Origin of the sequence: Curtobacterium sp. MCBD17_008 (assembly GCF_003234475.1) — a bacterium.
Lineage (GTDB): Bacteria > Actinomycetota > Actinomycetes > Actinomycetales > Microbacteriaceae > Curtobacterium.
This window is the reverse complement of sequence record NZ_QKTK01000019.1, coordinates 13,012-39,602: the sequence shown is the minus strand read 5'-3', so window position 1 is coordinate 39,602 and position 26,591 is coordinate 13,012. Positions and strand designations below refer to the sequence as shown.

At 67.1% G+C, this 26,591-nt stretch carries 25 protein-coding genes and 1 pseudogene; 16 read left to right on the top strand and 10 right to left on the bottom strand.

Annotation, left to right across the window (positions count from 1 at the left end; all coding sequences use genetic code 11):
• Nucleotides 1–105 precede the first annotated feature (105 nt).
• The 5 genes from DEI95_RS14825 to DEI95_RS14805 all read left to right on the top strand — a co-directional run bounded on the left by DEI95_RS14825 (nucleotide 106) and on the right by DEI95_RS14805 (nucleotide 3,766).
• Nucleotides 106–948 carry an HNH endonuclease family protein gene (locus tag DEI95_RS14825; protein ID WP_111060720.1) on the top strand — a complete coding sequence of 281 codons (843 nt, stop codon included), beginning with the start codon at nucleotides 106–108 and terminating at the stop codon, nucleotides 946–948.
• 156 nt (nucleotides 949–1,104) lie between these two features.
• The gene (locus tag DEI95_RS14820) at nucleotides 1,105–1,908 is read left to right on the top strand and encodes a glucose 1-dehydrogenase (RefSeq protein WP_111060719.1); all 804 of its coding nucleotides are present in this window, start codon (nucleotides 1,105–1,107) and stop codon (nucleotides 1,906–1,908) included.
• A 112-nt stretch (nucleotides 1,909–2,020) separates the two neighbouring features.
• Nucleotides 2,021–2,443 carry an SseB family protein gene (locus tag DEI95_RS14815; protein WP_111060718.1) on the top strand — a complete coding sequence of 141 codons (423 nt, stop codon included), beginning with the start codon at nucleotides 2,021–2,023 and terminating at the stop codon, nucleotides 2,441–2,443.
• A gap of 2 nt (nucleotides 2,444–2,445) precedes the next feature.
• The gene (locus tag DEI95_RS14810) at nucleotides 2,446–3,099 is read left to right on the top strand and encodes a GPP34 family phosphoprotein (protein WP_181436370.1); all 654 of its coding nucleotides are present in this window, start codon (nucleotides 2,446–2,448) and stop codon (nucleotides 3,097–3,099) included.
• A gap of 37 nt (nucleotides 3,100–3,136) precedes the next feature.
• Entirely contained in the window at nucleotides 3,137–3,766 is a 630-nt protein-coding gene (locus DEI95_RS14805) for a GPP34 family phosphoprotein (RefSeq protein WP_111060716.1), read from the top strand.
• 45 nt (nucleotides 3,767–3,811) lie between these two features.
• Here the strand turns inward: DEI95_RS14805 and DEI95_RS14800 are convergent, their stop codons facing one another.
• From DEI95_RS14800 to DEI95_RS14790, 3 genes are all read right to left on the bottom strand, one after another.
• Complete coding sequence (locus tag DEI95_RS14800) at nucleotides 3,812–7,309, bottom strand: bifunctional RecB family nuclease/DEAD/DEAH box helicase (RefSeq protein ID WP_220036661.1); 3,498 nt, start codon at nucleotides 7,307–7,309, stop codon at nucleotides 3,812–3,814.
• 60 nt (nucleotides 7,310–7,369) lie between these two features.
• On the bottom strand, nucleotides 7,370–7,843 hold the full coding sequence (locus DEI95_RS14795) for a hypothetical protein (RefSeq protein ID WP_111060715.1): 474 nt from the start codon (nucleotides 7,841–7,843) through the stop codon (nucleotides 7,370–7,372).
• A 155-nt stretch (nucleotides 7,844–7,998) separates the two neighbouring features.
• The gene (locus tag DEI95_RS14790) at nucleotides 7,999–8,430 is read right to left on the bottom strand and encodes a hypothetical protein (protein WP_110901756.1); all 432 of its coding nucleotides are present in this window, start codon (nucleotides 8,428–8,430) and stop codon (nucleotides 7,999–8,001) included.
• A 115-nt stretch (nucleotides 8,431–8,545) separates the two neighbouring features.
• Here DEI95_RS14790 and DEI95_RS14785 point away from each other — a divergent pair, with 115 nt between their 5' ends.
• From DEI95_RS14785 to DEI95_RS14765, 5 genes are all read left to right on the top strand, one after another.
• Complete coding sequence (locus tag DEI95_RS14785) at nucleotides 8,546–9,289, top strand: ATP-binding cassette domain-containing protein (RefSeq protein WP_146243690.1); 744 nt, start codon at nucleotides 8,546–8,548, stop codon at nucleotides 9,287–9,289.
• The gene (locus DEI95_RS14780) at nucleotides 9,289–10,581 is read left to right on the top strand and encodes a hypothetical protein (RefSeq protein WP_146243689.1); all 1,293 of its coding nucleotides are present in this window, start codon (nucleotides 9,289–9,291) and stop codon (nucleotides 10,579–10,581) included. Before DEI95_RS14785 ends, DEI95_RS14780 begins: the two co-directional genes overlap by 1 nt.
• The gene (locus DEI95_RS14775; protein WP_111060712.1) at nucleotides 10,578–11,162 is read left to right on the top strand and encodes a hypothetical protein; all 585 of its coding nucleotides are present in this window, start codon (nucleotides 10,578–10,580) and stop codon (nucleotides 11,160–11,162) included. The genes DEI95_RS14780 and DEI95_RS14775 overlap by 4 nt, the downstream gene beginning before the upstream one ends.
• A 112-nt stretch (nucleotides 11,163–11,274) precedes the next feature.
• Nucleotides 11,275–11,844: a hypothetical protein gene (locus tag DEI95_RS14770; protein ID WP_111060711.1), complete on the top strand. Its 570-nt coding sequence runs from the start codon at nucleotides 11,275–11,277 to the stop codon at nucleotides 11,842–11,844.
• Between the two features lie 231 nt (nucleotides 11,845–12,075).
• Entirely contained in the window at nucleotides 12,076–12,594 is a 519-nt protein-coding gene (locus tag DEI95_RS14765; protein ID WP_110911765.1) for a hypothetical protein, read from the top strand.
• A gap of 15 nt (nucleotides 12,595–12,609) precedes the next feature.
• Here DEI95_RS14765 and DEI95_RS14760 read toward each other — a convergent pair whose 3' ends face one another.
• Entirely contained in the window at nucleotides 12,610–13,080 is a 471-nt protein-coding gene (locus DEI95_RS14760) for a hypothetical protein (RefSeq protein WP_146243688.1), read from the bottom strand.
• A gap of 13 nt (nucleotides 13,081–13,093) precedes the next feature.
• Entirely contained in the window at nucleotides 13,094–13,438 is a 345-nt protein-coding gene (locus DEI95_RS14755) for a hypothetical protein (RefSeq protein WP_146243687.1), read from the bottom strand.
• Between the two features lie 165 nt (nucleotides 13,439–13,603).
• On the opposite strand from DEI95_RS14755, the gene DEI95_RS14750 reads away from it, so the two are divergent.
• From DEI95_RS14750 to DEI95_RS14720, 6 genes and pseudogenes are all read left to right on the top strand, one after another.
• Complete coding sequence (locus DEI95_RS14750; protein WP_111060708.1) at nucleotides 13,604–14,065, top strand: co-chaperone YbbN; 462 nt, start codon at nucleotides 13,604–13,606, stop codon at nucleotides 14,063–14,065.
• A pseudogene (locus DEI95_RS17135) lies at nucleotides 14,062–14,609 on the top strand (DUF4395 domain-containing protein). The gene DEI95_RS14750 and the pseudogene DEI95_RS17135 overlap by 4 nt, the downstream one beginning before the upstream one ends.
• A 48-nt stretch (nucleotides 14,610–14,657) precedes the next feature.
• Entirely contained in the window at nucleotides 14,658–14,951 is a 294-nt protein-coding gene (locus tag DEI95_RS14740) for a hypothetical protein (protein WP_111060707.1), read from the top strand.
• A gap of 491 nt (nucleotides 14,952–15,442) precedes the next feature.
• Nucleotides 15,443–16,255, top strand: a complete 813-nt coding sequence (locus DEI95_RS14730; RefSeq protein WP_111060706.1) for a hypothetical protein — start codon at nucleotides 15,443–15,445, stop codon at nucleotides 16,253–16,255.
• The gene (locus tag DEI95_RS14725; protein WP_111060705.1) at nucleotides 16,248–19,559 is read left to right on the top strand and encodes a DEAD/DEAH box helicase; all 3,312 of its coding nucleotides are present in this window, start codon (nucleotides 16,248–16,250) and stop codon (nucleotides 19,557–19,559) included. Before DEI95_RS14730 ends, DEI95_RS14725 begins: the two co-directional genes overlap by 8 nt.
• 2 nt (nucleotides 19,560–19,561) lie before the next feature.
• Nucleotides 19,562–20,596, top strand: coding sequence for an Eco57I restriction-modification methylase domain-containing protein (locus DEI95_RS14720; RefSeq protein WP_111060704.1), 1,035 nt, complete (start codon nucleotides 19,562–19,564; stop codon nucleotides 20,594–20,596).
• Nucleotides 20,597–21,534: 938 nt separating this feature from the next.
• Here DEI95_RS14720 and DEI95_RS14715 read toward each other — a convergent pair.
• The 5 genes from DEI95_RS14715 to DEI95_RS14700 form a co-directional block, all read right to left on the bottom strand.
• A complete protein-coding gene (locus DEI95_RS14715; protein WP_111060703.1) occupies nucleotides 21,535–22,098 on the bottom strand; it encodes a hypothetical protein in 564 nt (187 codons plus the stop codon).
• Nucleotides 22,099–22,470 (bottom strand): hypothetical protein, encoded by a 372-nt coding sequence (locus tag DEI95_RS14710; RefSeq protein WP_146243686.1) that lies wholly within the window; start codon nucleotides 22,468–22,470, stop codon nucleotides 22,099–22,101.
• Nucleotides 22,451–22,576, bottom strand: a complete 126-nt coding sequence (locus DEI95_RS17025) for a hypothetical protein (RefSeq protein ID WP_258367622.1) — start codon at nucleotides 22,574–22,576, stop codon at nucleotides 22,451–22,453. The genes DEI95_RS14710 and DEI95_RS17025 overlap by 20 nt, the downstream gene beginning before the upstream one ends.
• Before the next feature lie 178 nt (nucleotides 22,577–22,754).
• On the bottom strand, nucleotides 22,755–24,041 hold the full coding sequence (locus tag DEI95_RS14705; RefSeq protein WP_111060701.1) for a hypothetical protein: 1,287 nt from the start codon (nucleotides 24,039–24,041) through the stop codon (nucleotides 22,755–22,757).
• Nucleotides 24,038–26,554 carry a DUF262 domain-containing protein gene (locus tag DEI95_RS14700; RefSeq protein WP_111060700.1) on the bottom strand — a complete coding sequence of 839 codons (2,517 nt, stop codon included), beginning with the start codon at nucleotides 26,552–26,554 and terminating at the stop codon, nucleotides 24,038–24,040. The genes DEI95_RS14705 and DEI95_RS14700 overlap by 4 nt, the downstream gene beginning before the upstream one ends.
• Nucleotides 26,555–26,591 lie beyond the last annotated feature (37 nt).

The following is a 26,591-nucleotide window of genomic DNA, read 5'->3' as shown; positions in this document are numbered from 1 at the left end:
GGTCGACGACCGGACCCAGGTGTGCGGAGCGGCGAGCCGGGAGGTGTCGGGGTCTTCCGCCAGGATCGACGAGTCCGCCGAGCACCACCAGGAGCACCACTGCACATGACGTCCCGCCGACGCCGCACCCGCACCACCGTCCAGACCTCGATCATCACCCTCGCCGTCGCCCTCGGCGTCTGGGCGCTCCTCTCGTCGGGAGTCCTCGCCAGCGGCACCGACGCCACCACCGGCGAGCCGACGAGCACCGGTACCGGCACCGGCACCGGCACCGAACCGACCATCGCGACGACGACGCGACCCACAACCGGATCGACCACCTCGACACCGACTGCCGATCCGGCGGAAGCGAGCCGACCCTCCAGTCCGGCCAGCGGTGACGCGGGGAGCACCGAGGCCGCCGCTGCCGCCCGTGCGACCCTCGCCACGCTCGCGGTGAAGGGGAAGGCACCCGCGACGGGCTACGACCGCGAGGCGGACTTCGGCACCGCCTGGCTCGACGTCGACCACAACGGTTGCGACACCCGGAACGACGTCCTGGCCCGCGACCTGACCGACATCGTCCGGCAGGGGCCGTGCAAGGTCATGTCCGGGAAGCTCGTCTCCCCGTACACCGGCGGCGAGGTCGCGTTCGTGCGCGGCAACACGACCTCGACCCTCGTGCAGATCGACCACGTCGTCGCGCTCGAGAACGCGTGGCGGACCGGTGCACAGCGGCTCACGCAGGACGAACGCGAGGCGCTGGCGAACGACCCGGAGAACCTGTTCGCCGTCGACGGGCATTCGAACTCGCAGAAGCGCTCGTCCGACGCCGCGACGTGGCTGCCCGCGGCGAAGGGGTTCCGCTGCGAGTACGTCGAGCACCAGATCGCGGTGAAGGCGGAGTACCGGCTCTGGGTCGTGCCGGCCGAGCGTGACGCGATGGAGCGGGTGCTCTCGAGCTGCTGAGGGGCCTCGTCGCACCACTCCCGGTCAGACAACACCTGTAGCGTAAGTCGTGTCCGGCGGCCGCCCGTCGGACCGGACTCGCCGCCCGGTGCCGCGACCCAGCGCACCGCTTCCGGACCCCGAGCCCTTCATCGTCGAAGACCGCAGGAGGCCCTCATGACCAGCACCAGTTCCACCAGCACGCGTTTCACCGACCGCGTCGTCCTCATCACCGGCGGCGGCTCCGGCCTCGGCCGCGCCACCGCTGTCCGTCTCGCCACCGAGGGCGCGAAGCTCGCGCTCGTCGACGTCTCTGAACAGGGCCTCGAGGCGACGAAGGCCGCCGTCCTCGAAGCCGCACCCGACGCCGAGGTCCTCACCACCATCGCCGACGTCGCTGACGAGGCGCAGGTCGACGCGTACGTCGCCGCCACCCGCGAGCGCTTCGGCCGCATCGACGGCTTCTTCAACAACGCCGGCATCGAGGGCAAGCAGAACCCCACCGAGTCGTTCACCGCCGCCGAGTTCGACAAGGTCGTGTCGATCAACCTGCGCGGGGTGTTCCTCGGCCTCGAGAAGGTCCTCGCCGTGATGCGCGAGCAGGGCTCCGGCATGGTCGTCAACACCGCCAGCGTCGGTGGCATCCGTGGCGTCGGCAACCAGTCCGGCTACGCGGCCGCCAAGCACGGCGTCGTCGGCCTCACCCGCAACTCCGCCGTCGAGTACGGCCAGTACGGCATCCGCATCAACGCCATCGCCCCGGGCGCGATCTGGACGCCGATGGTGGAGAACTCGATGAAGCAGATCGACGCAGAGAACCCGCGCAAGGCCGCCGAGGAGTTCATCCAGGTCAACCCCACCAAGCGCTACGGTGAGGCCCCCGAGATCGCCGCGGTCGTCGCCTTCCTGCTCTCCGACGACGCGTCGTACATCAACGCTGCGGTCGTCCCGATCGACGGCGGGCAGTCCGCCAAGTACTGACCCACACGGTCCGGGTCACCGGGGCGCGCCTTCCTGACGGGAGGCGCGCCCCGCCCGTTCCGCCCGCCCTGCGTGGCAGCATGGCCGGTGACACGACGGTGGAGGGAACGCGATGAGCGCCAACGGAACGACCGGGTCCAGCTTCGGCCCGGGTGCTGAGGACGCGGTACCCAACGACGCCGGGGAGCTGCGACGGCGCATGAGCGCCTCGGCCGAGGGCTTCCTCGCGAGCGCCGCGTGGGTGCCGTGGAAGACCGACGGCGAGGACGCCGACGGCAGCGTCGCGCACGTCGTCATCCGCGAGCGTCAGTTCGTCCCGGTCTTCACCGACCCGTCTGAGTTGCGGACGAGCCTCCCGGGCCTGGAAGCACGCGCGATGCCGATGGCCGAACTCGTCACCGCGCTGCCGGAGGAGTTCGGGATCGTCGTCGACCCGACCAGCGCGCAGGCGGCGAACTTCCTGCAGGCCGACGTGCTCGCCGGGCTCCGGGCGGGCATGAGCGGCACCGTTCCGCTCGAGACCGAAGCGGACTGACCGTGTCCGCCCACCTGACGCTCCCCCAGGCGTACGCACTGCTGCTCCTCCGTCCGGACGGCAAGCTCACGGACGCTGAGCAGACGTTCGACCCCGGAGTCGCAGGTGCAGTCCTCGGCGACCTGGCGCTCCGCGGACTCGTGCAGTTCGACGGCCGGAAGGTCATCCCGGTGAAGTCCGCTCCTGTCGGGGACCCCGTGATCGACGGGATGAAGGAGCGCATCGACGCCTCTTCCTCGCCGCGTCGGCCGGCGACGTGGGTGTCGCGGTATGCGAACGCTACGGTCGGGAGAGCCGTCCTCACCGGACTCGTCGGCCGCGGTGTCGTGGCACGGCAGGAGCACAGGGTGCTCGGCATCTTCCCCTCCGTTCGCTGGCCTGAGCGGGACGGCGGACCGGCGAAGCTGCTCCGTGTCGAACTGTCCGACGTCCTGCACGACGGTGTCGCACCGTCGCCCTTCGCGGCCGCGCTCATCGGGCTGCTCTCCGCGACGAACTCGCTACGCGGGCAGTTCGGGGCTGTGGACCGCCAGCGCGTGAAGGCACTCACGACCGGCGACTGGGTCGCCGATGCGGTGAAGTCGGTCGTCCAGACTCGTCACACGTCCACGACGATCGGCGCGGGTGCGGTGGGTCCCATGTCGTCTTCCAGCTGAACCGGCCTCCGTCGACCGCGTGTGGCAGCATGCGGACATGGCTGAGCAACTCACCCTCCCGCAGGCGCTCGCCCTGCTGCTCGTCCGCCCGGACGGCAAGGTCGGCCTGACCGAGCAGGGCATCACCGTCGGGCTCGGCGGTGCGGTCGTCGGCGAGCTCGCGCTCCGCGGGCTCCTCACGTACGAGCACCCGCACGTCATCGCCCGGAAGGCACCGCTGACCGGCGATCCGCTGCTCGACGGGCCGTTCACCGAGATCGTGGCCGCACCGAAGACCCGACGGGCCGGGTTCTGGGTGGGTCGCTTCGGCAAGAACCCTCTCCGCATCGCCGTCCTCGACGGGCTGGCCGAGCGGGGCATCCTCGACCGAGAAGAGCGTCGGGCCCTGGGCGTCTTCCGGTCGACGGTCTACCCGGAGCGGGACGGCGGCCCGGAGAGAGCCCTCCGCGCGGGGATCGCGGACGTGCTGGAAGGGAGGCTGCTCCCGACGCCGTTCACCGCCGCCCTCATCGGCCTGCTCGACGCCACCGGCACGCTTCGCAAGCAGTTCGGCAAGGTGGACCGGGCCGTCGTCCGGCGCATCACCGAGGGTGACTGGGTCGCGCCGGCGGTCAAGTCGGTCCTGGCGGCGCAGGCTGCGGCGACAGGCGGTGCAGGAGCGGTGTGACCCGCCGCGCGCCCGGCGAACCTCGGCGAGCCACCGCTCGGTCGGTCAGACCCGCGGCGCCACCAACTCGATGAACCGCGACAACAGCGCCAGCCCCGGGATCGACGGCGGCAGCGCTGTCGTCAACGCCGGCGAGTGCACGAGGTAGGCCGCCCACTTCGCCCGTGACAGCGCCACGTTGAGCCGGTTCGGCATGAGCAGGAAGTCGAGCCCGCGCGGGATGTCCGCCGCGGAGGACGCGGCCAGCGAGGTGATCGAGACCACCGCCTCCCGGCCCTGGAACAGGTCGACGGTCCCCACCTGCGTCCCGTGGAAGCCCGCCCGGTCGAGCGCGTCCCGGATCACCGCCCCCTGCGCGTTGTAGGGCGCGACGACGATCACGTCCTCGTCGGTGAGCGCCCGCGTGCCGTGCTCGTCCGTCCAGGTGCGGCCGACGACGTCCGCGACGAGGGCGACGACCTGCGCCGCTTCCTCCGGCGACGAGGTCGTGTCGCCCGCGTGCACGACCGGCACCGGGTGGACGCCGGCGTCGATGCCGTCCAGGTGCCGCCCGGACACCATCGACGCGAGCTGCCCGTCGTAGGACAGCCCCGACACCGCCGCGGTCAGCGCCGGCTCCATCCGCCGGGTCTTCGCGAGGAAGTACCCGAACTCCGGCGGCAGCACGTGCTCGCCGTCCGCCAGCCACCCGAGCGCGGACTCGTCGACCGGCTCGGGGTGTGACCCCTGCGAGACCTGGGGCAGCTGCTGCGGGTCGCCGAGCAAGAGGAGCCGGGAGGCGGCGATCGCGGAGGCGATGGTCGGCGCGAGCGAGAACTGCCCGGCCTCGTCGACGACGAGCAGGTCCAGGGAACGCCGGCCGATGGTCGCATCGTTGGCGAACGTCCACGCCGTCCCGCCGACGACTCCCCCGGTACCGGTGTCGGCGCAGGACTGCAGGAACGCCGCGATGGCAGCGCCGTTCTTCACGGGGGTCCACCGTGCGGCCTCGATCTCCTCGGCGTCGGCACCGCTCTTCGGCTGCTTCACGACCCGCTCCGCCGGCACGCCGGCGGCGATGACGGCGTCGAGGAAGTTCTCGCTCGTCGCGTGCGACTGCCCGACCACGCCGACCCGCCACCCGTGCTCGCGGACGAGCGTCGCGACGACGTTCGACCCGACGTACGTCTTACCCGTGCCGGGAGGCCCCTGGATCGCCAGGTACGACCGGTCCAGTCCGAGCAGGGTCGTCACCACGGAACCCACCGTGTCGTCGCCGACGACCGGCTCGAGGGTTCCGCGCGGGGGCACCCTCCGGAGGAGGTCGAGCGCCGGGTCGGGCAGCATCTCGGGCAGGGCGTCGAGCACCTCGGCGCCCCACTCGGCGATGGCCTCGGGCTGCGGCTTCGCCCGGGGCGGCGACGAGGGCGCGAGCGCGACCGGGAAGTCGGTGTGCGGTTCTCCCCCGCCGACCGGCATGCGTTCGAGGAGCAGCACCTCGGTGGCGTCGCCGTTGTCCCAGACCTCCAGGATCGAGGCGCGGTCCGTCGCGCCCTTCGAGCCGGGGCCCGGGGCGGTGATGGACGCCGGGAGTGGGTCGTCGTAGACGAGGTGGGGTGAGCCTCCCGGCCGGAGCCGCGAGCCGGGCGCGAGGGTCCCCGACAACCGGATCTCCCGTGACAGCGAGCGGGCGCGCGGCAGCGTCGCCCAGTCCCGCTCGACGGACGCGCGCTCGACGACCAGGACGTCCCGGGTGTCGGCCCACTCGTCGACCGGGTTGCGGAGCCGGTCGAAGTGGTCCTGCCAGAACGTCTTCGCCTCGCGGCGGTGGTAGTCGATCGCGGCTGCGGCGAGCGCCAGCGCGGTCTGGTCCGGCGTGCGGTCGAGGGCGTCGACGTCGCCGAGGTACTCGGTGAGCGCGACGGTCACCGGGTTCGGCTCGCGCTCGACCGGGATGGGCGGGAGGCCCTCCAGCTCGACCGTGGTCGTGGCGTCCGGCGCGTGTTCGGCGCGGAGGCCGAGCAGCCAGTCGCGGAGGCGCAGTGTCGACCGGCAGTCGTAGGCGTTGTAGTCGGCGACCTGGTCGAGTTGTCGCTGCCCCTCGGCGGGGTCGCCGGTGCGGAGTTCCTCGATCGCGTCGACGTAGGCGGTGATGCTGTCGGCAGCGTTCGTCACGTCGCTCAGGCGGAGGTCGTCGCCCATGTACAGCGGCTCGAGTTTCTTGATCGAGTAGCTGCGGCTCCCCACGACCAGGGCCTTCCGCACGATCGGGTACAGGTCCACCAGGACGCCGGCGCGGAGGAGGTCGTCCACCGCGTCCTCCCCCACCCCGTGCCGGGCGGCGAGGGACAGCAGGTGCGTCCGCTCGTACGCGGCGTAGTGGTAGATGTGCATGTCCGGGTACCGCTCGCGGCGCTCGGCGATGAACGCGAGGAAGTCCAGCAGCGCCTGGCGCTCGTCGCGAATGGTGTGCGCCCAGAACGCGCGGAACTCGGCCTGGTCATCGACGAGGCCGAACAGGTAGTCGAGCCCCCAGTGCAGGCCGTCCTCGGTGTGGAGGGGATCGCCCTCGAAGTCGAAGAAGACGTCGCCGGGATCGGGTGCCGGGATCGCGTCGAGTGCCCGTGCGTCCAGGACGTCGAAGGCCGGCCCGCGGGTCGGGCTGGCAGCGTCGCTGCTGTTGGCCGCGCGCTCCGTCTCGATCTGGAGGCTCGCCTGCCGCACCAGACGGTCCAGCGTCGTCTTCGACATGGTCGCCACCGGCGCGGTCCGGACCGCCAGGTCGTCGATCGACCGGACGCCCTGCCGGATCAGCTTCGTCCGCTGGTCGAGGCGCATGCCGGCGACGAGGACCAGGTCGCGGTGTCGCTGCACCTCCTGCTGGCAGGCGGAGCACCGGCCGCAGCTGGAGTAGCGCGGGTCGCCCCACTGCAGGGCGTCCTGTGCGTGGAGTCGCTCGTCGATCACGCGGATCAGCTCGGCCCGCTGCGTGCGGTACACGGGCACGATGTCGGCCAGGTCGTGCGTGGTCGTCGTCCGGTCGCCGAGGACCAGGTGCACCTGCTGCCCGGTCGGGATGTCGTTCGCCCGCATCTGTTCGGCGTAGGCGGCGAGCTGCAGCAGGGCGCTGATCTTGGCGTGGCGGGCGAGCTTGGTGTCGTAGACCTCGTACTCGCCGCGGTCGTTGCGGATGATGAAGTCGGCGAAGCCGATGAAGCCCGTGCCGTCTGCGGACGCGGGGACGTGGAACGTCGGCTGGAAGAGGACGTCGGCGCCGTCCAGCATCGCAGTTCGCGCTCGTTCGGCGGCTTCGGCGTACTGCGGCGGGGCCGGGCGGTCGAACTCCACCACGTCGTGGGTCTGCTTCAGGATCTCGAGGTAGTCGAGCTCGTGCTGGTCCCCCAGGCGGGCCGTCCGGTCGAGCATGTCGTCGTGCTCGTCCGGCAGGGGTTCGCCGCGGCCGAGCTTGACGTCGAGGCGGCGGAGGAACGCCCACTCGCAAGTCGCCCACGTGGTGAGGTCGCTCGGGCTGAGCAGGGCTCGGCCGTCCTCGGTGATCTGCACTGCGCTCCCGTTGTCCGTGTCGATGGTGCCCTCGAACTCTAGGGGCGGCCACCGACCGGGTCAGCGGGGAAAGGCGTCGTCACCAGGTCGGGGAGCGTTTTGCGCGCTCTTCAACCCAGTGTCAGCCAGAAGCTCATGCAGAGTGTCTCGCAGATCCGCTGCCAAGAACCAATAGCGCTCCGGCTCTGCATCACTGCGTTCGAGGTACAGATTGCACTCTTGGATCATCCGGGTGAGCGAGCGCTGCGCTTGGCCGTGACGCACGAGCGCACTTCGGGTCATGCGGATGCTTTCCCTGGCCGAGATGACGCTTCGGCTCAGCCGGTGGAAGTCCTGAAGGTCCGCAGCGCCCGGCACGACCGCCGGGTGTTCGATTCGAAAAGCACGGCGTTCGCTGAGGTTGAGCATCAACTCGCGAATGCTGGCTTCCTCGACTTGCCGTCGCTCATATCGATAGACGACGTAAGCAGCCGATGCCGTCAAGACGGCGCCCGCAACAGCGCCGATCAGAGCGCCGATCCAGTCAACATCCACGAATCTCCCCCTTGGTGAGCATCATAAGGGGCTCTCTGACTCAGGGAAGCTGTATCCGCTGGGCGCCGGTCCCTCTCCGCGCGATGCCGCCAGGTGTCAGCGGCACGGGCCAATGGCGCAGCCCGGTCACCATGACGGCGACCGGGCGCACGCGCTCAGTACGTCTGTCGGAGCGAGTTCACCGAGAGCCGCAGCGCAGGGGCGTACGACGTGCCGTTGAGCTTCGAGATCGTCCAGTGGTAGCGATCGGACCGGGTCATCACGCCCCAGTCGCTCTTGCCACATCGGTTGGTCTTGGAGCCCTTGCTCTGATCCGGCAGCAGACCGCGCTCGTCGTAGAGCGTCACAGTCGCTGAGGCGAACCCCGTCGCGTTCCCGGAGATACGGCAGCTGCTGAACGTCGTGGTCGTCCGCACAGCGTCCTTGTGCGAGTCCTGCCAGCTGCGCGAGCTCTTGCCGATCGCCGAATTGGTGAGGCGCGACGACCAGGCCCCTTCCGCGAAGGCAGGTGTCGCGGCGAAGACGGTCCCGGCCAGGGTCGTGGCGGCCACCAGCGCCAGCGCGCGGCGGTTCATCGTGCTCTTCATCGTGTTCCTTGCTTCAGTGGCGGCTCAGCCGGAGCCGTCGTGGTCCGGGATCGGCTGACCCCAGTGGTCGCGATGCTAGTGTTCGCTGACATTTCAATGCAAGGAATCAGTGTTCATGACCATCACCCTTCGCGACCTCTCCTTCGCGCACCCGCGCAGGCCACCGCTCTTCACCGACCTCTCGCTCGATGTCCCCACCGGCAGGTCGGTCCTGCTCGGGCCGAACGGCGCCGGGAAGTCGACCCTCCTCGCACTGATCGCCGACGCTCTGCGACCACGCAGCGGCACCATCACCGTCGGCCCGGTGGGCTCGGCGTCGACGAAGGGCAACCGCCGCCGCTTCCGACAGACAATCAGTTGGCTCCCCCAGCAGAGTGTCGCGATGCCGGGCTTGAGCGTCCGCGAGCACGTCGCCTACAGCGGCTGGCTGAAGGGCCTCACCCGGGCGGACGCATGGGACCGTGCCGAAGGAGCACTGTCAGCCGTCGATCTCGGGACGCGAGCCGATCAGCGAGCCTCGACCCTGTCCGGCGGGCAAATGCGACGCCTCGGCGTCGCGAGCGCGCTCGTCTCCGGAGCGTCCTGGCTCCTGCTCGACGAGCCGACCGCGGGGCTGGATCCCGCTCAACGCAACCGGTTCGCCCAGGTCGTGCAGGGCCTCCCGGATCACGTCTCGGTCCTGATCTCGACCCACCAGACCGACGACGTCGTGGCGACCATCGAACACGTGACGGTCCTGGTCGACGGGCGGGTGCCGTTCACCGGCACGGTCGCTGACTTCACGCGCCCCTTCGACGGCCGGGATCCGGCGGCTGCGGTCGTCGCCGCCTACACGCAGTTCGCGGACGGGGAGGATTGATGCGCCCGCTCGTCCCCTGGCGGAGCCGAGCCGCAGTGTGGGTGACCCTGCCAGGGCTGGCCGGAGTGGTCGGCTACACCGCGCAGTTCGGGTCCGAGACGACGGTCGTCGGATACTGGCCGGCCGCGACGGCAGCCGCTGCGATCTACCTCATCTTCTCGTGCGCGGTCGCGGCGGTCGCCGGCGCATGGGAGGGAAGGCGCTACCGATCACTGCTGATCGGCGTCAGGACCAGTGGGCGGCTGGTGTCCGCGGTCCTCGTGCAGTTGCTCTGGTCGCCGATGGCTGCCGGCCTCCTCCTGCAACTGTTCGGCGTCGCGATCGCGAGCGCGCACTCCTGGGACTCGCCGGGAGGCCCGTCCCCCGTCGTCCTGCTCGCGTACGTCGGCATCATCTTCTTCCACAACTGCCTCGGTTTCGTGTGCGGCCGCTGGCTTCCGCCGGTCGCCGGCCTGCCGGCCGCACTCCTGGTCTCGTACTGCTGGTTGGGCTTCACCTGGGCCGTCGACTCCTTCCCGCTCCGGTACCTGGCCGGGCTCACGATGTCGGACTGCTGCTCGGTCGAGACCGCGCTCGACGGCCGCGCACCCACGATCGCGCTGTTCTACAGCGTGCTCGGTGGTGCTGCACTGCTCGTCGTCGCCGTGAGCGACCGCGCCACCGGCAGTGTCATTCGCCGGCACGGGCTCCTGGTCGGGAGCGCGCTCATGGCCACGACCACGGTGCTGTCCTTGCTGGCGGGGGCGGGACTCGGAGCCAGTCCGATCGTCGAACGGCCACGGGCTGAAGCCACCTGCTCGGGGACACGGCCCACGATCTGCCTGTTCCCGGAGCAGCTGCTGCGTGCGGACCCGGAACGGGTGATCCGTTCGGCGGCGCGCAACCTCGAAGCGGCCGGAGTGTCACTCCCCGCGACGATCCGGACGAGCAACGAGCCGTCGACCTCCACGACGCTGAACATGGTCGTGCAGGTCGACATGTCCGAGGCCGATCTCGTGCACAGCATCACGACTGCGCTGCTGCCCGACACCGTCGCCAGCTACTGCGGATCCGAGCGGGACTACGACCAGCGGCTCGAGGAGGCCGCGGTCGTCGACCGATGGCTGATCGACGTCGCCTCCGTTGGGATCGTCGAACCGCGAGATGTCGAACCCGCCGTCGAGATGCAGAACCCGAGAACGCTCGCCGCCCTTGAACGCGCTCCCCTGGAGGAGCAGGTGCGCTGGATCACGCAGACGACGGACCGATTGACCGCCTGTTCGGCTCGTCCGCTCCCGGTGCCGTCAGCATGAGGTGGTGGCTGCGCGTCCACCGGCTGCCGCTCGTGGTCGTCTCCGCGGTCGTGCTCACCCTGCTGTCGATCGGGTCGGGGTCGCTCTCGCTGCTGTTCCCCGCGTTGGGCGGCACCACGCCGTTCGCCTCGATCCCCGTCGCCGCGGTCCTGCCGTTGGTCCTCGCGATCATCACGACGACGTGTCTCGATCGAGCGTTTGCGCGGGCGGCAGTGCGGCGGACGGACCTGCTGGAACTCGGTGCCATCGCGCTCGTCCTCGTGCTCGTCGTCGCGGTGTCGGGCATCGCACTGGCGGCTGGTGCCGAGAGCTCTGCAGCGCTGGCGACGGTCCGCAACACCGGCACGTTCCTCGGCCTCGCACTTGTGGCTCGGGAGTGGCTCGACGCACGGCACCAGTCCGTCCCGGGCGTGGTGTACCTGTTCCTCGCGGCACTGTTCGGCCGGGAGGCTCCGGGGCACCCCGCCGCCTGGGCGGGCGTGGTGACCACGAGCAGCGAGCCGGAGTACTGGGTGTTCCCGCTGGTGGTCGTCCTCGCGGCGGTGGCCCTCAGCGTGCGGAGAGTCGCCGGGCAGCGTTGAGTCGCTGCCGCGCACCAGGAGCGCCCTCACGAGCGGGCATGCGCAGCGGGCATCATCGGAACCGAGGCTCGAGCACGCGCCGATCGACGCCTGTCCTCCTAGTGTTGGAGCAATGGACGAGTACCAGGGAGTCGCGCGCCGGACATGGCGTCGGACAGCCGTCATCGTCGCCGTCGGTCTGATCGTGGGCGGGGTCTTCGGATGGCTGGTGAGCCACGGCGAGTCACTAGTGACCACGGTGTTCACGACGACAGGTTTCGCGTTCTCGCTGGGCGGCATCGCCGGCGCCTTCTCCGTCATGGCGACGAGCTTCCGCATCGCGATGAAGATGCAGGCGCCGATGCAGGGCCTCCCTCGTCCCGAGCGGCAGATGATCGGGCGAGCCATCAAGACGGGCGTCCCGATCGAACCGGCGGGCTCCGAGCTCGGCTGGCGCGCGTTCGACCAAGCGCGGTTCATAGCGGTCTACCAGCCGCTGGCGCTCGGACAGTTCCTGCTCCTCTACCTCGGGATCATCGGGCCACAATTGCCGCTGCTGATCCGCGACGAGATGTTCTCCGTCTGGATCGGCCGCGTTCTCTGCTCACTGCTCGTCGTAGCGGCGGCGGTGGTGACTCCGCTGCTCCTGCAGAGCTCGCGGCGAGCCCGGCGTTACGTCGAGGTCGCATCGGTGTCAGGTTGACCAAGCGATCGCAGCACTGTCGCGACACAGGTTCTTCGCCAACGGGCAGCGTGACGTCCGCGACGGAGCGGATCCTGTCCGCTGGGGGCTGCCCGGTCGCGCGCGCCAGGGAGCACGACGACCCGGTCGTGACCGTCCACCGCGTCGAACACGCACTCAACCAGTGGCCGCCATCGTGGAGCGGAGCACTGCCGACCTCCGCCCGGTACCGTGTTCGTCGGAGGGGGAACGATGAGCAACGTCAACACCTGGGGTGGAACCGTCACGAAGGCCGCTGCGAAGCCACGGTTCATCGTGCGGCGATCGTGGATCAGTTCGACGCTGATCATGTGGCTCGGACTCGGAGCATTCGGGATCGGTTTGCTCGGCGCGATCCTGCAGTCGAGCATCGCGCCGGACGCTGACGGCACGGTGTTCGCGATGCTCATCGGCGCCAGCATCCCGACCCTGCCCATCGGCCTGATCCTCAACCGCAGCCGCATCACGGTCTACGACGAGCGGTACGACGTCCGGCCCGGCCTGGGTCGCAAGCGTCGCCGTGATGTGAAGGACCTGGACAAGCTCCGCTTCGGGCGCCAGTCAAGCCAGAACGGCACGGTCTACATCAGCCTCACGGGCTGGAACGACCAGCAGAAGAAGCAGTTCCGGATCTACACGACCCACCGCGGCTACGCCGAGTTCACAGCGTGGCTCGCGCAGCACCGTCCGGAGCAGTGGGCGAAGTGCGAGTCGCTCGGCATCCCGGAGTGACCGCGATCATGTTGGTCAATTCGGCGTGAGCCAGGGCTCGACCCGGATCACATCACACCACCCCGTTCCCAGGACGTCGCGGATCTCATACGTCGGAACCGGAAGCAGCGTCCCGACGAAGGCGTCGAGCCCTGACCCCGGTACTTCGCTGACTCGCACTTCGTACGGGAGCCAGGACTCGGGCACTCGATCCAGGGAGTCGAACAGCCCGTCGACGTCCGACGAGCGTCTGCGATCGGCGTTATCACGAGGCGCTGCTCGGCCGGCATCGCGGATCAGCCGCCCGATCCTCCCGTGATCAGGGAAGGTGCCCGGTACCTCGATCTCGACCAAGCGGCGATGCTCGGTAGCTACGAAGGTCACGTCAGGATCGATCTCTGCCCACCAGCGTTGCGGATCGGCGGACGGTTGCCACTGGTTCACTCCACCAGTCGGCTCAGCCACGGCGACGCCGGCTCGGCGCACGAAGAACGCTTCGGCGCGCATCACCCCCACGTGATCACACCCACTGCTGTCGGTAGGTGTGGAGCCACCAGCGACCGCAGGGCTTCCGGCACGAGATCGCTTTGACGTCACGGTAGTGCTTCGTGATGGTGCGTCCGCGTGCGAGGCAGGTCGCCTGCGACGAGTAGTTGGTGCCGTCCCAGCGCTGCCAGACGTAGGACCACCGGTCGACCGTGATCCCGTCGCTCGCAGCTGAGCTGACCAGCGCCGGGGCCGGGGCAGGGGCCGCTTGAGCTTGACCTGCTGGCCCGGCCACTGGCACACCCACCGCCACTGATCCGGCGGCCAGGGTGAGGGCGAGACGGTATGGGAGACCGCGCTTCTTCGTGTTGCTCTTCATTCCTCCAACTTGGTGTAGAGCAGTCATTGATGTATCAACATCACGTAACGGGCTCGTATCGAACAGTTCATGACGCCCGCGAGGTGAACGGCGTCAATCAACACCGCCGTCGTACCGGGACTCAACGCCCTCGCTCTCAGCGCGAGTGCGACGTAGGGTCCAGAAATGACCCTCGCCGGCTCCCTCGCGATCGTCGCCGGCGTCCTTGCCATCGCGACCGTCCTCGGCTTGCTGCTGCGCAGCCAGACCGGTCGAGCACGCGTGGTCATTTCCCGGGCCAGGGACGCGACGACGGTGGCCGACCTCGCCAGCCGGGAGGTTTTCGGCACCGCCGCCACGCTCCTTCAGTTCTCCACGCCCACCTGCGCACGCTGCCCCGCCACCGCGAGGCAGCTCGACGCGGTCGCCATATCGAGATCAACAGCGCAGGGTCCCGACCGCGTCCGACAAATAGAGATCGACCTCGCAGAACGACCGGAACTCGCCCGCCGCTTCGACGTGATGCAGACGCCGACCGTGCTCCTCGTGGACGGGTCGCACACCGTCCGCGCCCGCTTCGGCGGACCACCCCGCCAGCCCGAACTCATCGCCGCGCTCGACGCCGTCCTCACCGAGGAGCACCCGTGACCACCTCTCCCGCACCGTCCCGCGAGATCGACCCGCGCTCGCCCCGATTCGGCGCCGCGATCACGACGGTCCTGCTCGCGCTCGACATCGTCCTCACCCTCAACGAGAGCACTCGGACGATCGGCATCGTGCTGCTCGCCGTCATGGCCGTGCTCTTCGCCCGGCGAGGCTTCGCGGGCATCGCGCTGCACCCGTACGGCGCCCTGTTCCGTCGCCTGGTGCGCCCGCGGCTCGGCCCGCCTACAGAACTCGAGGCTCCCGAGCCCCGACGTTCGCGCAGCGGGTCGGGCTCGCGGTGACCGGGGGCGCGCTCGTTCTCGCGCTGATCGGCGTCCCGTACGCCGCACCGGTCGGCGCTGCCGTCGCATTGGTCGCCGCGTTCCTCAACGCCGCGTTCGACGTCTGCATCGGGTGCCTGATGTACGTCTGGCTGGTAGCTGCCGGACCTCGTCCGCAACGCCGGCTGGTCTGCTGTTTTCGCGCGGGTCTCCGTCGCCGCCTTCGTCGGGTTCGCTTCGCGATCGGAACCTCGTTCGCCCGGTAGATCGGTTGCACCCGCGTCCATGTCCCCGGCGCGAGAGGACGGTGGCGCATGCCGTACACAGATGCCTCAGCGGTGCTACTCAAGAAGTTCGCGACCTACCTGCCCGACCAGGAGAATCTCGAAGCTGCCGACATCGTCCTCGGGTACGCGCGACCGAGCAGGAGTCGGCCGGGTGGGCGCCTCGAGGTCGGCGTGCGCCTATGCCTCCCGCCCGAAGTTCTCTGGGTCAACGCCCACGCGCTTGGAAAGGGTCCGCTCGCACGTTGGTTTCCGGTCGGGGAGATCCTGCGGCGCGAGGATGAGTCGAGCGGCCCGCAGAAGAACATTCACATCCGCCTGTGATCTGGCGCCGAGCCGACGTTCCTGCTGTAGCGGCAGTCGGCGCCTCATCGAGGAGGTCGAGCGGATCAGGTAGCTTCCGATGGTTACCCCCCCCCCGAACTGGTGGTCGAGCTGCGCCCGTCACGTTACGAGAATGGAAGGCGGAGCGCTTGGGGAACGCGAGCACCTGGCGGGACGGGGAACGCAATGCACGACGGGTACGCAGCCACCGACTTCCGCACGACCAGGTTGTCTCCGGTCCACGGGCACCGCATCATCGAGGTCGGTCTCGTCCACGTCGCACCCGACGTCTAGGTCGGACGGCCGTTCGAGACGCTAACGTGTACCGATTCAGCCGAGTTTCAGGCGGGTCATTCCCATCGCTGCGCAACATCTCCCGCGCCTGAGCAGCACCGTCCCGGCAGCTCACCTAGATCCATGATCAAGATAGCGACGTTCTCCATCATCTTGCGCATGCAAGCACGACTCCCGACACCTGAAGAGAAGGTTTCATGCCCCCGACCGCACTCGTGACTGCTCCGCCGGTGGCGACTTCGGTGTACGAGCGGCGCAGCACCGACAGCCGCTTCGGCACGACCACGGCACCTACGCGCGATATTCTGTCGTCGAACGACGACACTCCCTCGTCGGTCGTTTCCTACCGATGGAAGATCGCCATGAGCAAGCCCTACGTTGATCGCCTCGTCGTCAAGTCGCGGCACCGCGTCAAGAGGTACGGCGAAGTGTTCACACCACGCTCGATGGTCGACCGAATGCTCGATCTCGTCAGCGGCGATCTCGAGGGCGGCCAGGCCTTCGTCGACAGCACCTTCCTCGAGCCAGCAGCCGGCGACGGTAACTTCATCGTCGCAATCCTCCAGCGCAAGCTCGCCGCGATCGGAAATTATTCGGACGCGTCAGCCTGGCAGAGGGAATCGCTGTTCGCGCTCGCGTCGATCTACGCGATCGAGCTACTCGGAGACAACCACCGGGACGCCCAGGCCGCGCTGTTGGGCGAGTTTGTAATGTTCCACGCCTCGAGCGGCACTCCCTGTTCGCCGCGCACTGACCTCTACCGCGCTGCCGCCTTCCTCGTCGAAACGAACATCCTGCGTGGCAACACGCTGACCGGTCGTACGCCGAACGGCGACGAAATCGAGTTCTCATGGTGGACCCGCCAGGCGGACGACCCCACGATGGTGAAGAGAGAGCCGTTTACTTTCAATTCGCTGCGCGAGGACGGTACTTTCGACTTTCGGGTTTATACCTCCTACGAACCGTGCCCGGTCCGCCACGTTCATAAGAAAGCGAGATCACATGCCTAACCCGACGATTAGTACGTTCCGGGAGATCACGCCGCAGATTTACTCGTGGAGCACGACTGACCTTCCCAAATACGACGGCTGGGAAAAAATCGGCTACACGGAGCAAGAGGGCGGCGCACAGGCGCGTATCGCACAGCAGGCCTCGCAACTGTCGATCAGCAAGAAGATCGAGTGGGTATTCAAAGCGACCTACATGACGCCCGACGCGGGGAGGTTCACCGACCACGACTTCCACGCGTTCCTCAAGCAGCAAGGCATCGAGCGCGACGGCGTCCCGGCGACCGAAGGCCGACCGAAGCGCACCGAGTGGCACCGTTTCAGCGATGCTCCGAGGAGCTCGCGCGACTACTTCCTCGACTTCGCTTCGGGCAACTTCGAGATGGATCTTTCGGGCGTCGTGGCCCAAGACTACGAGCTCCGTCCCGAGCAGAAAGACGCTGTCGCTAAGGCGCTTGAGGCGTTCGGCGCCGGGAAGGCCGAGGTGCTGTGGAACGCCAAACCGCGCTTCGGCAAGACCCTCACGACGTACGACCTAATGCGTGAGCTCGACGCGCGCCGGGTGCTCATCGTGACAAATCGCCCGGCTGTCGCGAACGCATGGCTCGACGACTTCCTGCGCTTCGTCGGTCACCAAACAACCTATCGCTTCGTGTCCGAGTCCCCTTCGCTCAGCGGCCGCCCGACGATGACGAGGGAGCAATGGCGCTCCTACGCGCGCGAGCACCTCGACGACGACCCCCGCATTGTCGAATTTCTGTCGCTGCAGGATCTGAAGGGTTCGATGTACTTCGGCGGGAGCTTTGACAAGCTCAAGCACATTGCGCAGTTCAATTGGGACCTGCTCGTTATCGATGAGGCTCACGAAGGTGTCGACACAACGAAGACCGACGTTGCTTTCGACCAGGTCAGGCGTAAGTGGACGCTGCACCTCTCGGGCACGCCGTTCAAGGCTTTGGCCTCGGGAAGGTTCGACGAGGACCAGATCTTCAACTGGACCTATGAGGACGAGCAGACCGCACGCGCGACGTGGGACGATCCAAACCAGGAGAATCCCTACGAGGCGCTGCCTACGCTCAACATGCTCACCTACCAGGTCTCGCGAATGATTAGCGACCGTCTCGCTGAGGGCGTGGCAATCGCCGAGGATGAGGCGAACATCGACTACGCCTTCGACCTGGGCGAGTTTTTCCGCACGAAGGACAACGGGTTCTTTGAGCACGAGGCCGACGTGCAAGTGTTCCTCGACCGGCTGTCTGCAAATGAAAAGTACCCGTTCTCAACGCCCGAGCTACGTGACGAAATTCGGCACTCGTTCTGGCTGCTCGATCGCGTGGCGTCGGCGAAGGCGCTGCGGCGTCTGCTGAATAAGCATCCAGTGTTCAGGGACTATCAGGTCGTCCTGGCCGCCGGCGATGGGCGCGGCGCTGACGATGACAGCGACTTGGTGGCCACGAGGGCATCCCTGACGACGGTCCGGGAGGCCATCGCCGAGGCCGAAAAGACCGGCGGTCGGACGATCACGCTCTCGGTCGGTCAACTCACCACGGGTGTGACCGTTCCCGAGTGGACGGCGGTCGTGATGCTCTCGAACGTAACTTCGCCGGCGCTGTATATGCAGGCTGCCTTCCGCGCGCAAAACCCGTGCACCTTCGAGCGGGGCGACAAGGTCCTCCAAAAAAAGAACGCCTACATCTTCGACTTCGCTCCCGAGCGCACGCTCACGATCTTCGACGAGTTCGCGAACAACCTCCACACGAACTCCTCGAGCGACCCGGCCGTGCGGCAACAAAACATCCGCACGCTGCTGAACTTCTTCCCGGTGCTAGGCGAGGACGCCGAGGGTCGGATGGCCGAGCTCGACGCCTCGCAGATCCTCACGTTTCCCAAGGTGTTCAAGGCCCGAGAGGTCGTGCGCCGCGGTTTTTTGTCGAACTTGCTGTTCACGAACGTCGCCGGAATCTTCCGCTATTCCGAGCACGTCAAGGAAATCCTCGACAAACTCCCGACCGCCGAGCAGGGCAAGCTCAAAAAGAAAGAACTCGACCTTCCCGAACCGCTGCCGCACGTCGACCGCGACGGCAACGCCGAGGTTGACGTCGAGACCGTCATCAATCCCAAGATCGCCGAGCTGGGCGCTCCCGTGTGGCGCGTCGAAGAGGTCCCGACGACCGACCCGCAAGCTCCTATAGTCGAAGTAGCGGCGAAGCTCGCGAAGCTCGTCACCGGGAAGACGCGCGACACTCGCGACAAACTCCAGGCTGAATATGGCTTGACGGACAAGCAGGTTGAACGCGATGAAAAGGCCACCGAGTCAGAGGTCGTGCGCAAGTATCAACGCGTACGTGTCGAGTACGAAATTGCCTCGAAGCACCTCGCCGACGAGCTGGCCGAGGTTCCCACCGAGGTCGGCGCCGCCGTGCTCGTCGCGAAGAAGGCCGAGCAGGAGAAGGCTTTCCAGGAAAGCATCGCCAAGATCCTCATGGAGACGACCGAGGCAATCACCCGGACCGTCGTCGAGCGCGAGGAGAGAAAGAAGGAGCAAAGGCGCGCCGACAAGATCATGGACGATGCCCGTTCGCACCTGCGTGGCTTCGCTCGTACGATTCCGATGTTCCTCATGGCCTATGGTGACCGCGGCATCCACCTGTCGAACTTCGACGACTACACCCCCGACGACGTCTTCGAGGAGATCACCGGCATTAGCGAGGCGGAGTTCCGTCTGCTGCGCGACGGGCAGGATGTGACCGAGGAGGACGGCACCGTTTTCAACATTCCTGGGCTCTTCGACCAGGCGGTGTTTGACCAGTCGATCCAGGAGTTCCTCGACAAGAAGGAAGCCCTCGCCGACTACTTCGACGACGCGCAGACGCAAAGCATCTTTGCATACATTCCGCAGCAGAAGACCTCGCTCGTCTTCACTCCGCAACTGGTCGTGAAGCGAATGGTCGACATCCTCGAGGCCGAGAACCCCGGTATCTTCGCGGATCCGGAGAGGACCTTTGCCGACCTGTTCTCCACCGCTGGGCTGTTCCTAATGGAGCTCGTGCGTCGCCTCGATGGTGGCCTCGCCGACCGAATACCGGACCAAGACGAGCGGCTCAGGCACATCCTCACCTCGCAACTATTCGAAATGAGCCACAACAGAATTCTTCATGAGATCACCCTCGAGGCGGTCTCCGGCGGGGTGGCCAAGCGCAAGCGGTGGCTCAAGGACTCCGGCCACTTCAAAATCGGCAATCTCGCCAAAATGACCAGCGCGCAGCGCGCCCAAGCAATCGACGACATGCTGAAGGACGGCAATTGATCATGGGCAGAAAGTTCGATGTCGTGATCGGCAACCCTCCTTACCAAGAGGAAGCGCAGGGAGACGGTACTCGTGACACGCCCGTCTACCACCAGTTCATGAACGCGGCTTACGAGGTCGCCAGCAAAGCAGTCCTCATCACGCCGGCCCGCTTCCTTTTCAACGCCGGTTTCACTCCGAAGGCGTGGAACGAGAAGATGCTCGCAGACCGGCACCTGAGCGTTCCGCACTACGTACCCAACAGCAACGACCTCTTTCCGGGGACCGACATCAAGGGTGGAATCGCAGTCACCTACTGGGACGAAGAGCGCGACGATGAGCCGATTGACACGTTCACCAGCTACCCCGAGCTCAACCAAATACTCCACAAGGTGAACGCGGCCGACGACAGGTCGATCGCCCCTGCCATCACAAGTTCGCGCTCCTTCCGCTACACCGATGCATTGTATGCGGAGCACCCTCAGGCGCGAGCGCTCCGCCCGGATGGCAACGCAGCTTTGGTGAACACGAACACGTTCGAGCAGTTTTCATTCCTGTATCGGGCAATACAGCCCGAAAACGGAAACGATTATGTTCGCGTACTTGGTCTTGTCAAGAACCGCCGGCTCACGCGCTGGATCCGCAAGGAGTACATTACCGGGCCAGCGAGCTTTCATAGATTCAAGGTCGTTGTGCCGGCAGCGAATGGTTCCGGAGCTCTTGGTGAAGTGCTTTCAAATCCGCTTGTGGCGGAGCCCGAGGTCGCCGTTACCCAGACTTTCATAACGATCGGAGCATTTGAGGAGAATGCCCACGCCCGAGCCTGCCTCAATTACGTGAAAACCAAATTTGCCCGCGCCATGCTCGGTATCTTGAAGATCACGCAGCACAACCCAGCGAAGGTTTGGAAGCACGTTCCGCTACAGAACTTCACGGAGACATCAGACATCGATTGGAGCAGTTCGATCCTCGATATCGACCACCAGCTGTACGCGAAGTACAAACTCGATGCGGCAGAGGTCGAGTTTATCGAGGCGCGCGTGAAGCCAATGGAGTAGGGCGCCTAATTCACGCAAACAACGCATACAAAAGACGACTCAAAGACTCGCGAGTATTGGCGCGCACCGTAATGCCGATAATCTGCTCCTCATCGAAGGTCATTATCCGCCGGTATGCCACCGTCACTCGCGGTTGATCTGCCCGAGCCGTGACGGCCCCGCCGCCGGACGCTCAGTTCAGCACTCACGTATGAGGTGGAACTAACAGCGAAACAACGGCTGTGGCGTCGCGAGCAGCGATGCAGCCGTTGGCGCCCCAGCCGACGGCGTAATCGCCGAGCCTCGTTCTCCTTGGTGTAACGTCCGGGGGTCATGCTCGTCGCAGCTTGAAGGGAGCGAACAGATGACAGTCGCTGGCTTAGAGCACGCGGGCGAGTCAGTCGAACGGCCAGTACTGTGTCACGCCCCCGGAGAGCAAGGCGGTTGCGGAGGCGACGACCAAGGTAATGGCGCCGGCAGATGCGGCTGTCCTAAGTCAAGCCTGCTTGATCCTCAGCAGGCGAAGGACGCTTCCACGGCGAATGAGAGGCAAGCAGCACCCGAACGTCTTCAGGTGCTGGAACGGGCCGAGCAGCCGAGCGATCGGGTCGGCGAGCGGCGCGCCTGATGCGCCGAGCCGAGGGGTGCCGCCGCCAGGTGATGCCGACGTCAACGTGACCCTGTAATCGCGGTCCAAGGGTTTACGCGGGTATGCATAGCGGGCGCGCAACTAGCTGGGCCAGGTCACCGATCTGTTCGATCAGGACACGAGGGGCAGCGTCGACCCGCAGCGCGTGCCGCCGGACTGACGGACCGTTGCGGAACTGTGAGCCCTCCTCCGGTCCTTGAACAGCCGCGTAAACCAGATGCCCGACGTCCGACCCGGACCTCCGGCAGTGCGCCGCCATCTGCTACAGGTCAGCGTTCGGGTACTGTCCGTGCTTCTCGACCTTTGTACTTCACGTTGATGCACGCCCGGACCCTCCGTCGACGAGCCACACGAGGTCCGGCGCGATCTTCACCGTGCCCTCGACGTGGAACGTCGACACGTACTGCGCCACCAGCTCTCCCCCGTGCGGCCGGAACGCCTCCCGGAGCGCCACGGTTACGAAGTCCTCGAACACCGACCACATGTCGACGAGGAACCCGGCACCGACGAGCGACCCGGCGCGCTGTTCAATTGAGGCGCCGGACAGTACCAGCGAGGCCGGCGGTAGCACCGCGGAGTACCGGGCGTTACGACGGTCCGACCGGACCGCTGGCACGGGCGCATTGACCGGGATCACCGTCACCTCGTCGAGCATCCGCACCACCCGCCGCAGTCGCCCGACTACGTCCGCCGGCACCCCCGGAAGCCGCAGCAAGCGCACGGCCGCGGTCAGCACGATCCGGTTCTCCGCGATGTCCTCCCCGTAGTTGTCAAACGACACCTCGACGGGCAGCGGCTGCCCGCCCCGCCGCGTGAGTTGATCACCGATTCGCCACCGGCCCCGCACGAGCGGCAGCGCATCGGTCCGCCTCACCTACCCGCGGAGCGCGCCACCGGCGAGCGCCCTCGAGGCCTGCCGCTCGAATGCGTGCGCCAGCGCCGGCACGAAGTCCTCGTCGGCCGCGAAGCAGAAGTCCTCGTCCTCCCAGATCGCGCTTCCTGCTCGCGCGTAGCCGAGCATAGAGAAGAGCCGCCGAACCGGCGTCTTCGGCCGAGTCCACACGCCATGCCCGGCGATCCGGATGACGCCAACCTTCCGCACATTGCTGACGCGGTACCCGTCGCCGACAAAGGTCGGCGAGACATCGGCGATCCGCGCGGCGACGAGACCGGCCGCGGCCTCGCGCGGCATCCGGTACAACGTCGGTTGGTCCGCCTTTCGCAGCTCAATCCGCGATTTCGGCACCTTCGGCCCCGTCCGCGACGGAGGGCGTCGCCTGGCGACGCAGCGCTGCCAGGCCGTACCGGGCCTCCAGGTCGACGCCGTCGCCGTCGCCGTCGAGATCACGCATCAGGAAGGACGGCCCTACCTTGGCGTCCTTATCCGAGATGACTGCTTGGAGACGACGCAGCAGGCCCGCGCGGTAGCCCTGCAGGCGCTGGGTCGCGACCCAGCGCCTGCCAGCACCTGATCGATGGGGTTGCGTTCCGGGTGCCGCGCTCAGCAGCGTGAGACGCTCTGAGCGACCGCTACTCCCCGTCCTCGCGCTTCTCCGACAACGCCCGCTCTCCCCCGTCTCGCTCCCTCAGCGCCCGCTCCGCGATGTCCGCCGCGATTCTCCCTGTGGCGAGACGAGCGCGACCGACCGCCAACGACCCGAAGACCTTCGCGGCGTCCAGACCTTCTGCGCTTTCCTCGACGGCACGGTCACGCAACTCCCCGACGGCCTGCAGCCAACGCTTGGCGTCCATACTCTCGTGCCCCTGCCCGACCCCGATCCGCTCATGAAAGGAACCGACAGTAGCCCCGACCCCGTTGCTCGCTCGCACCACGGCACGAGCCGGGATCGGCTGCAGCAGCACCTTCGAGTTGGCCCGTGTCACCGCAACGTCCATCCGCTCGATCAGCTGGCTGGTGGTCCCGGCGATCCGGTCCATGCGGTTCTCGCGGATCGCCTTGAGCGCGAGGCGCTTCTGGGCTGCATATTCCGGTGCCGCGCCGAGCACACGGTCGAGTTCGAGCACGTCGAGGGTGTCCTGCAGCTGCAGGCAGTGTGCGATCACGGCGAGCCACTCGCGAACCTTTGGCTCGATGGCCTCCGTAGCGTCGGCCAGCTCGCTCAACTTCATCTTCTTCTCAAGCTTCTGCGCCAACCCGTCGAGTTGTCTGAGCGCGTACGCCTGGGTCCGAGCCAGCGTGGCAGAGGTCCCCTGGACCTTCGACCACGTGGCCTCGTCCATACGGCCGGCGGAGGCACGGCCGGTCATGGCGTCTTCGATGATGAAGTCAACCCCGATCATGTCGGCGAGAACAGCGTCCTGCTGATTGCGCAGGACGTCCTCGACCTTTTCGTCGATCACCTCGAGGTACTCGCCGAGCCGGTCGATCGACTTCTGGAGTGCCATTTGGTTCATCATCGTGCCGATGCTGGCGATGGTCGTGGGATTGACCACCGAGCCGACCGATGCGAACTGCAGGTGCTTCACGAACCGGCCGTCCGGCATCTTCGCGATGCCCATGCTCAGACCTGTCTGGCTGTTCTTCACCAGTGCGAACTTACGGGCGATGGCAGCGGATTCGTCGGTGAGTTGCACCCACTTCCCGGAGCTGGCCATCCCGGCGGCTGTGATCTGCCCGAGACTGCCGAGTGTAGCAAGCGGCAGGTCTGACACCGCTTGCGAGCCAATGTCGCCGAGTCCTTCCGTCCGCAGGAACTGTTCGACCGCTGAGGGCTCACCGATCACGGCGATCCCGTCTTCGTCGCTGACGAGCTCAACCTGATCGGACTTTGTGGGCTCCTCGTTGTTCTTGGTCACGCTGCATGCTCCTCGTCGCTCGTGCGGTCGAGCACCCGGTCGACAAACCAGCGCAGCGCTTCGAGAACACTGTTCCTCGACCTCTCATTGATGAGGACCTCGATCGGGAACGACGGTCGTCCGTCGATCCGGCTGGTCGGGAGGTCAATGCCCGGCACAGCGTTGAGTCGGCTGCGGAGCTCCTGGCGGAGCGGGATGTCGTCGAACGGCGGACGGACGCGCAGGTGTTGGAAGACGACTTCGACGCTACCGGCGATCGGATAGACGGTGAAGGGCCAGTGCGACAGACCGGTGGCCGACCGTCGCGGAGCCACGACGAACGCGCTGCTCTCTCGCGCACCGCCGAAGGACACCGTCCCACCGAGCTCGCGCCACTCGGCGAAGAACGCGTCCACGGCGGCCACGACGGCGGGTGGGTTGGCGCTCGCGAGTTGACCGTGGAACGTCCCGTCAGCGACCAGGTCGGTAGTTGCCTCGTCCACGACGAGGCCGATGCGTTCTGCGAGCTCGGCTGTCGAGAGCCGAGCAGTTTCGTCTGCGGCACCGTTCACCTCAAAGCGGAGTCCCTCTTCCTCCAGCACGACCCGCGGATCGCGCTCGTCGTCCGGATCGGTCCAGCGGAAGCCCGACGAGATCGTGCCGCCGCCCTGCAGGACACGGTGCGCTCCGGAGATCGGCGTGCTGGCGAGGTGCACACCTAGTGGGACCGGGTGCGTCCCGACCAAGGCCGCGACGTCGCCGTAGGAAGACCACCGTCCGGCAGGGATGGCCATGATGGCCTGGTGCACGAGGGACCAGTCGCGTCCGGTGGCGACCGGCTGTGCGTGCTCGATCGGGCCGACCCACTGTTCGATGATGCGGTCCGCGAACCACTCACCGCGTTCGGTGATCTCCGGTCGTCCCCATCGCCCGGCCTCGAGGACCAGCTCGTTGAGGGCGGTGAAGCTGCTCCGTCGGTAGTCGGTCTGCTTTGCGGGAAACGGTCGGTTGCTCAGCTGCGAGTTGTACCCGGTGAGCGTGAGGTTGCCCAGGGAGTGCACGAGCTGTTCGTGGAGCGCCTCGACGGTCTCGCCGTCCTCGAGGTCGGCCTCGAGTTCAGAGCGCCACTCGGGCGTGATTGTCTGAGGGAGGATGTGCTCGATCGTCGACTGTTCGACGTCGACCTCTTCGCGCGGGTTGAGGGACTGGCTGATCCATTTGAGGATCAGCTTCTGCTGCGTGCGGAGCCCCCGGAGGTAGAACGGCTGGGAGCGGACGGCATCGCGGATCTGCTCGTCGGTCGCGAAGTACTTCCTCCCCGTCGAGAAGTAGTCAAGCAGCACGCGGTCGACCGGCCGGTCGTCGAGCTCGCCGCACGCCTGCAGGATCGTCCGGTTCAGGCCCTGCCCCGGACGGCCTCCGATGGTCCGACGCACGAGGTAGGACTCAATGGCGGCGAGCGCGCTGGCCACCTCCTCCGAGGAGCTGGTGCCGGCGGCGCGGCGCGCGAGGAGGCGCAACGTCAGGGGAACGGTGGTTGCAGAGCCCCACTCGGCGAGGTGCTGCAGGTGGCGCCGGACGGCAGGGTCCGTTTCACGAGATGGATCGCGCACGAGGTCGAGGTACTCGGAGAGTCGACTGAACCGCTCGATCTCGCGCAGGACGGACTCGTCGTCCATCTTGGCGAGTCTCGCCTGCTGGTAGCTGTAGATGTCGCCCTGCTTGAGCAGCGGCTCGTCTGCGACGGCGTCGAGCCAGAAGATCAGCTCCAAGTCGTTGACGCTGAGGCGTTGCTGCATCGGGAGCCACCACGACGAGTACACCGACTCGCCCCGCGAACCGAGCCGCATGAAGAGGTAGTTGCGGACGAGGTCGCCCTGAGTCAGGCGGAGTCCCGTGTTGTTCAGCGACTCGAAGATCCGGTAGACGTTGTCTTCGTCTCGAGCCGTGATCGAGACGAAGGACAGACCGCCGAGGACCGCCTCACGAATCCGCTCGATGTCATGTGCGTCGTCCGGGTCGTCCGCGAGCTCGAGCTCGCGGCGGAAGAACGAGTATGCGTCTCCGACTCCGGAAGAGGAATCTGCGCCAACAGCACTGTCGACGATCGCGCGGAATGCGTTCCGATCCGCCTGCGTTGGGAGGAGCTTGAGGCGCGCGTCACCCGGCTTGAAGCGGTCCGCAATGTACTGCTCGTGGATGCTGTCGGCCAGCATCGGCTGGTCCGGCTGGTGGTCGCGGAGGTAGTCGCGGAGCGCGCACAGCAGGATCGTCAGCGTCGTCAGGCGTTGCTGGCCGTCCACGACGAGGAACTCCATGCCGGTCGGCACGATTGCACCGGTCGAAAGCACGAGCGAGCCCATGAAGTGCGTCGCGCTCGGGTTGGTGCGACGCGTCTCTGCCAGCTCGAGGATGTCGTTCCAGAGCCGCTTCCGCTGGCGGACCTCCCACGCGTAGGGCCGTTGGTACAGCGGCACCAGGTACTGCTTCGGACCGCCGAGCAGTTCCTGCAGCGTCGTCTCACGCACGTCCATGTGTGTCCCCCTCAGTCAGGGCGATCCTAAGCGGGAG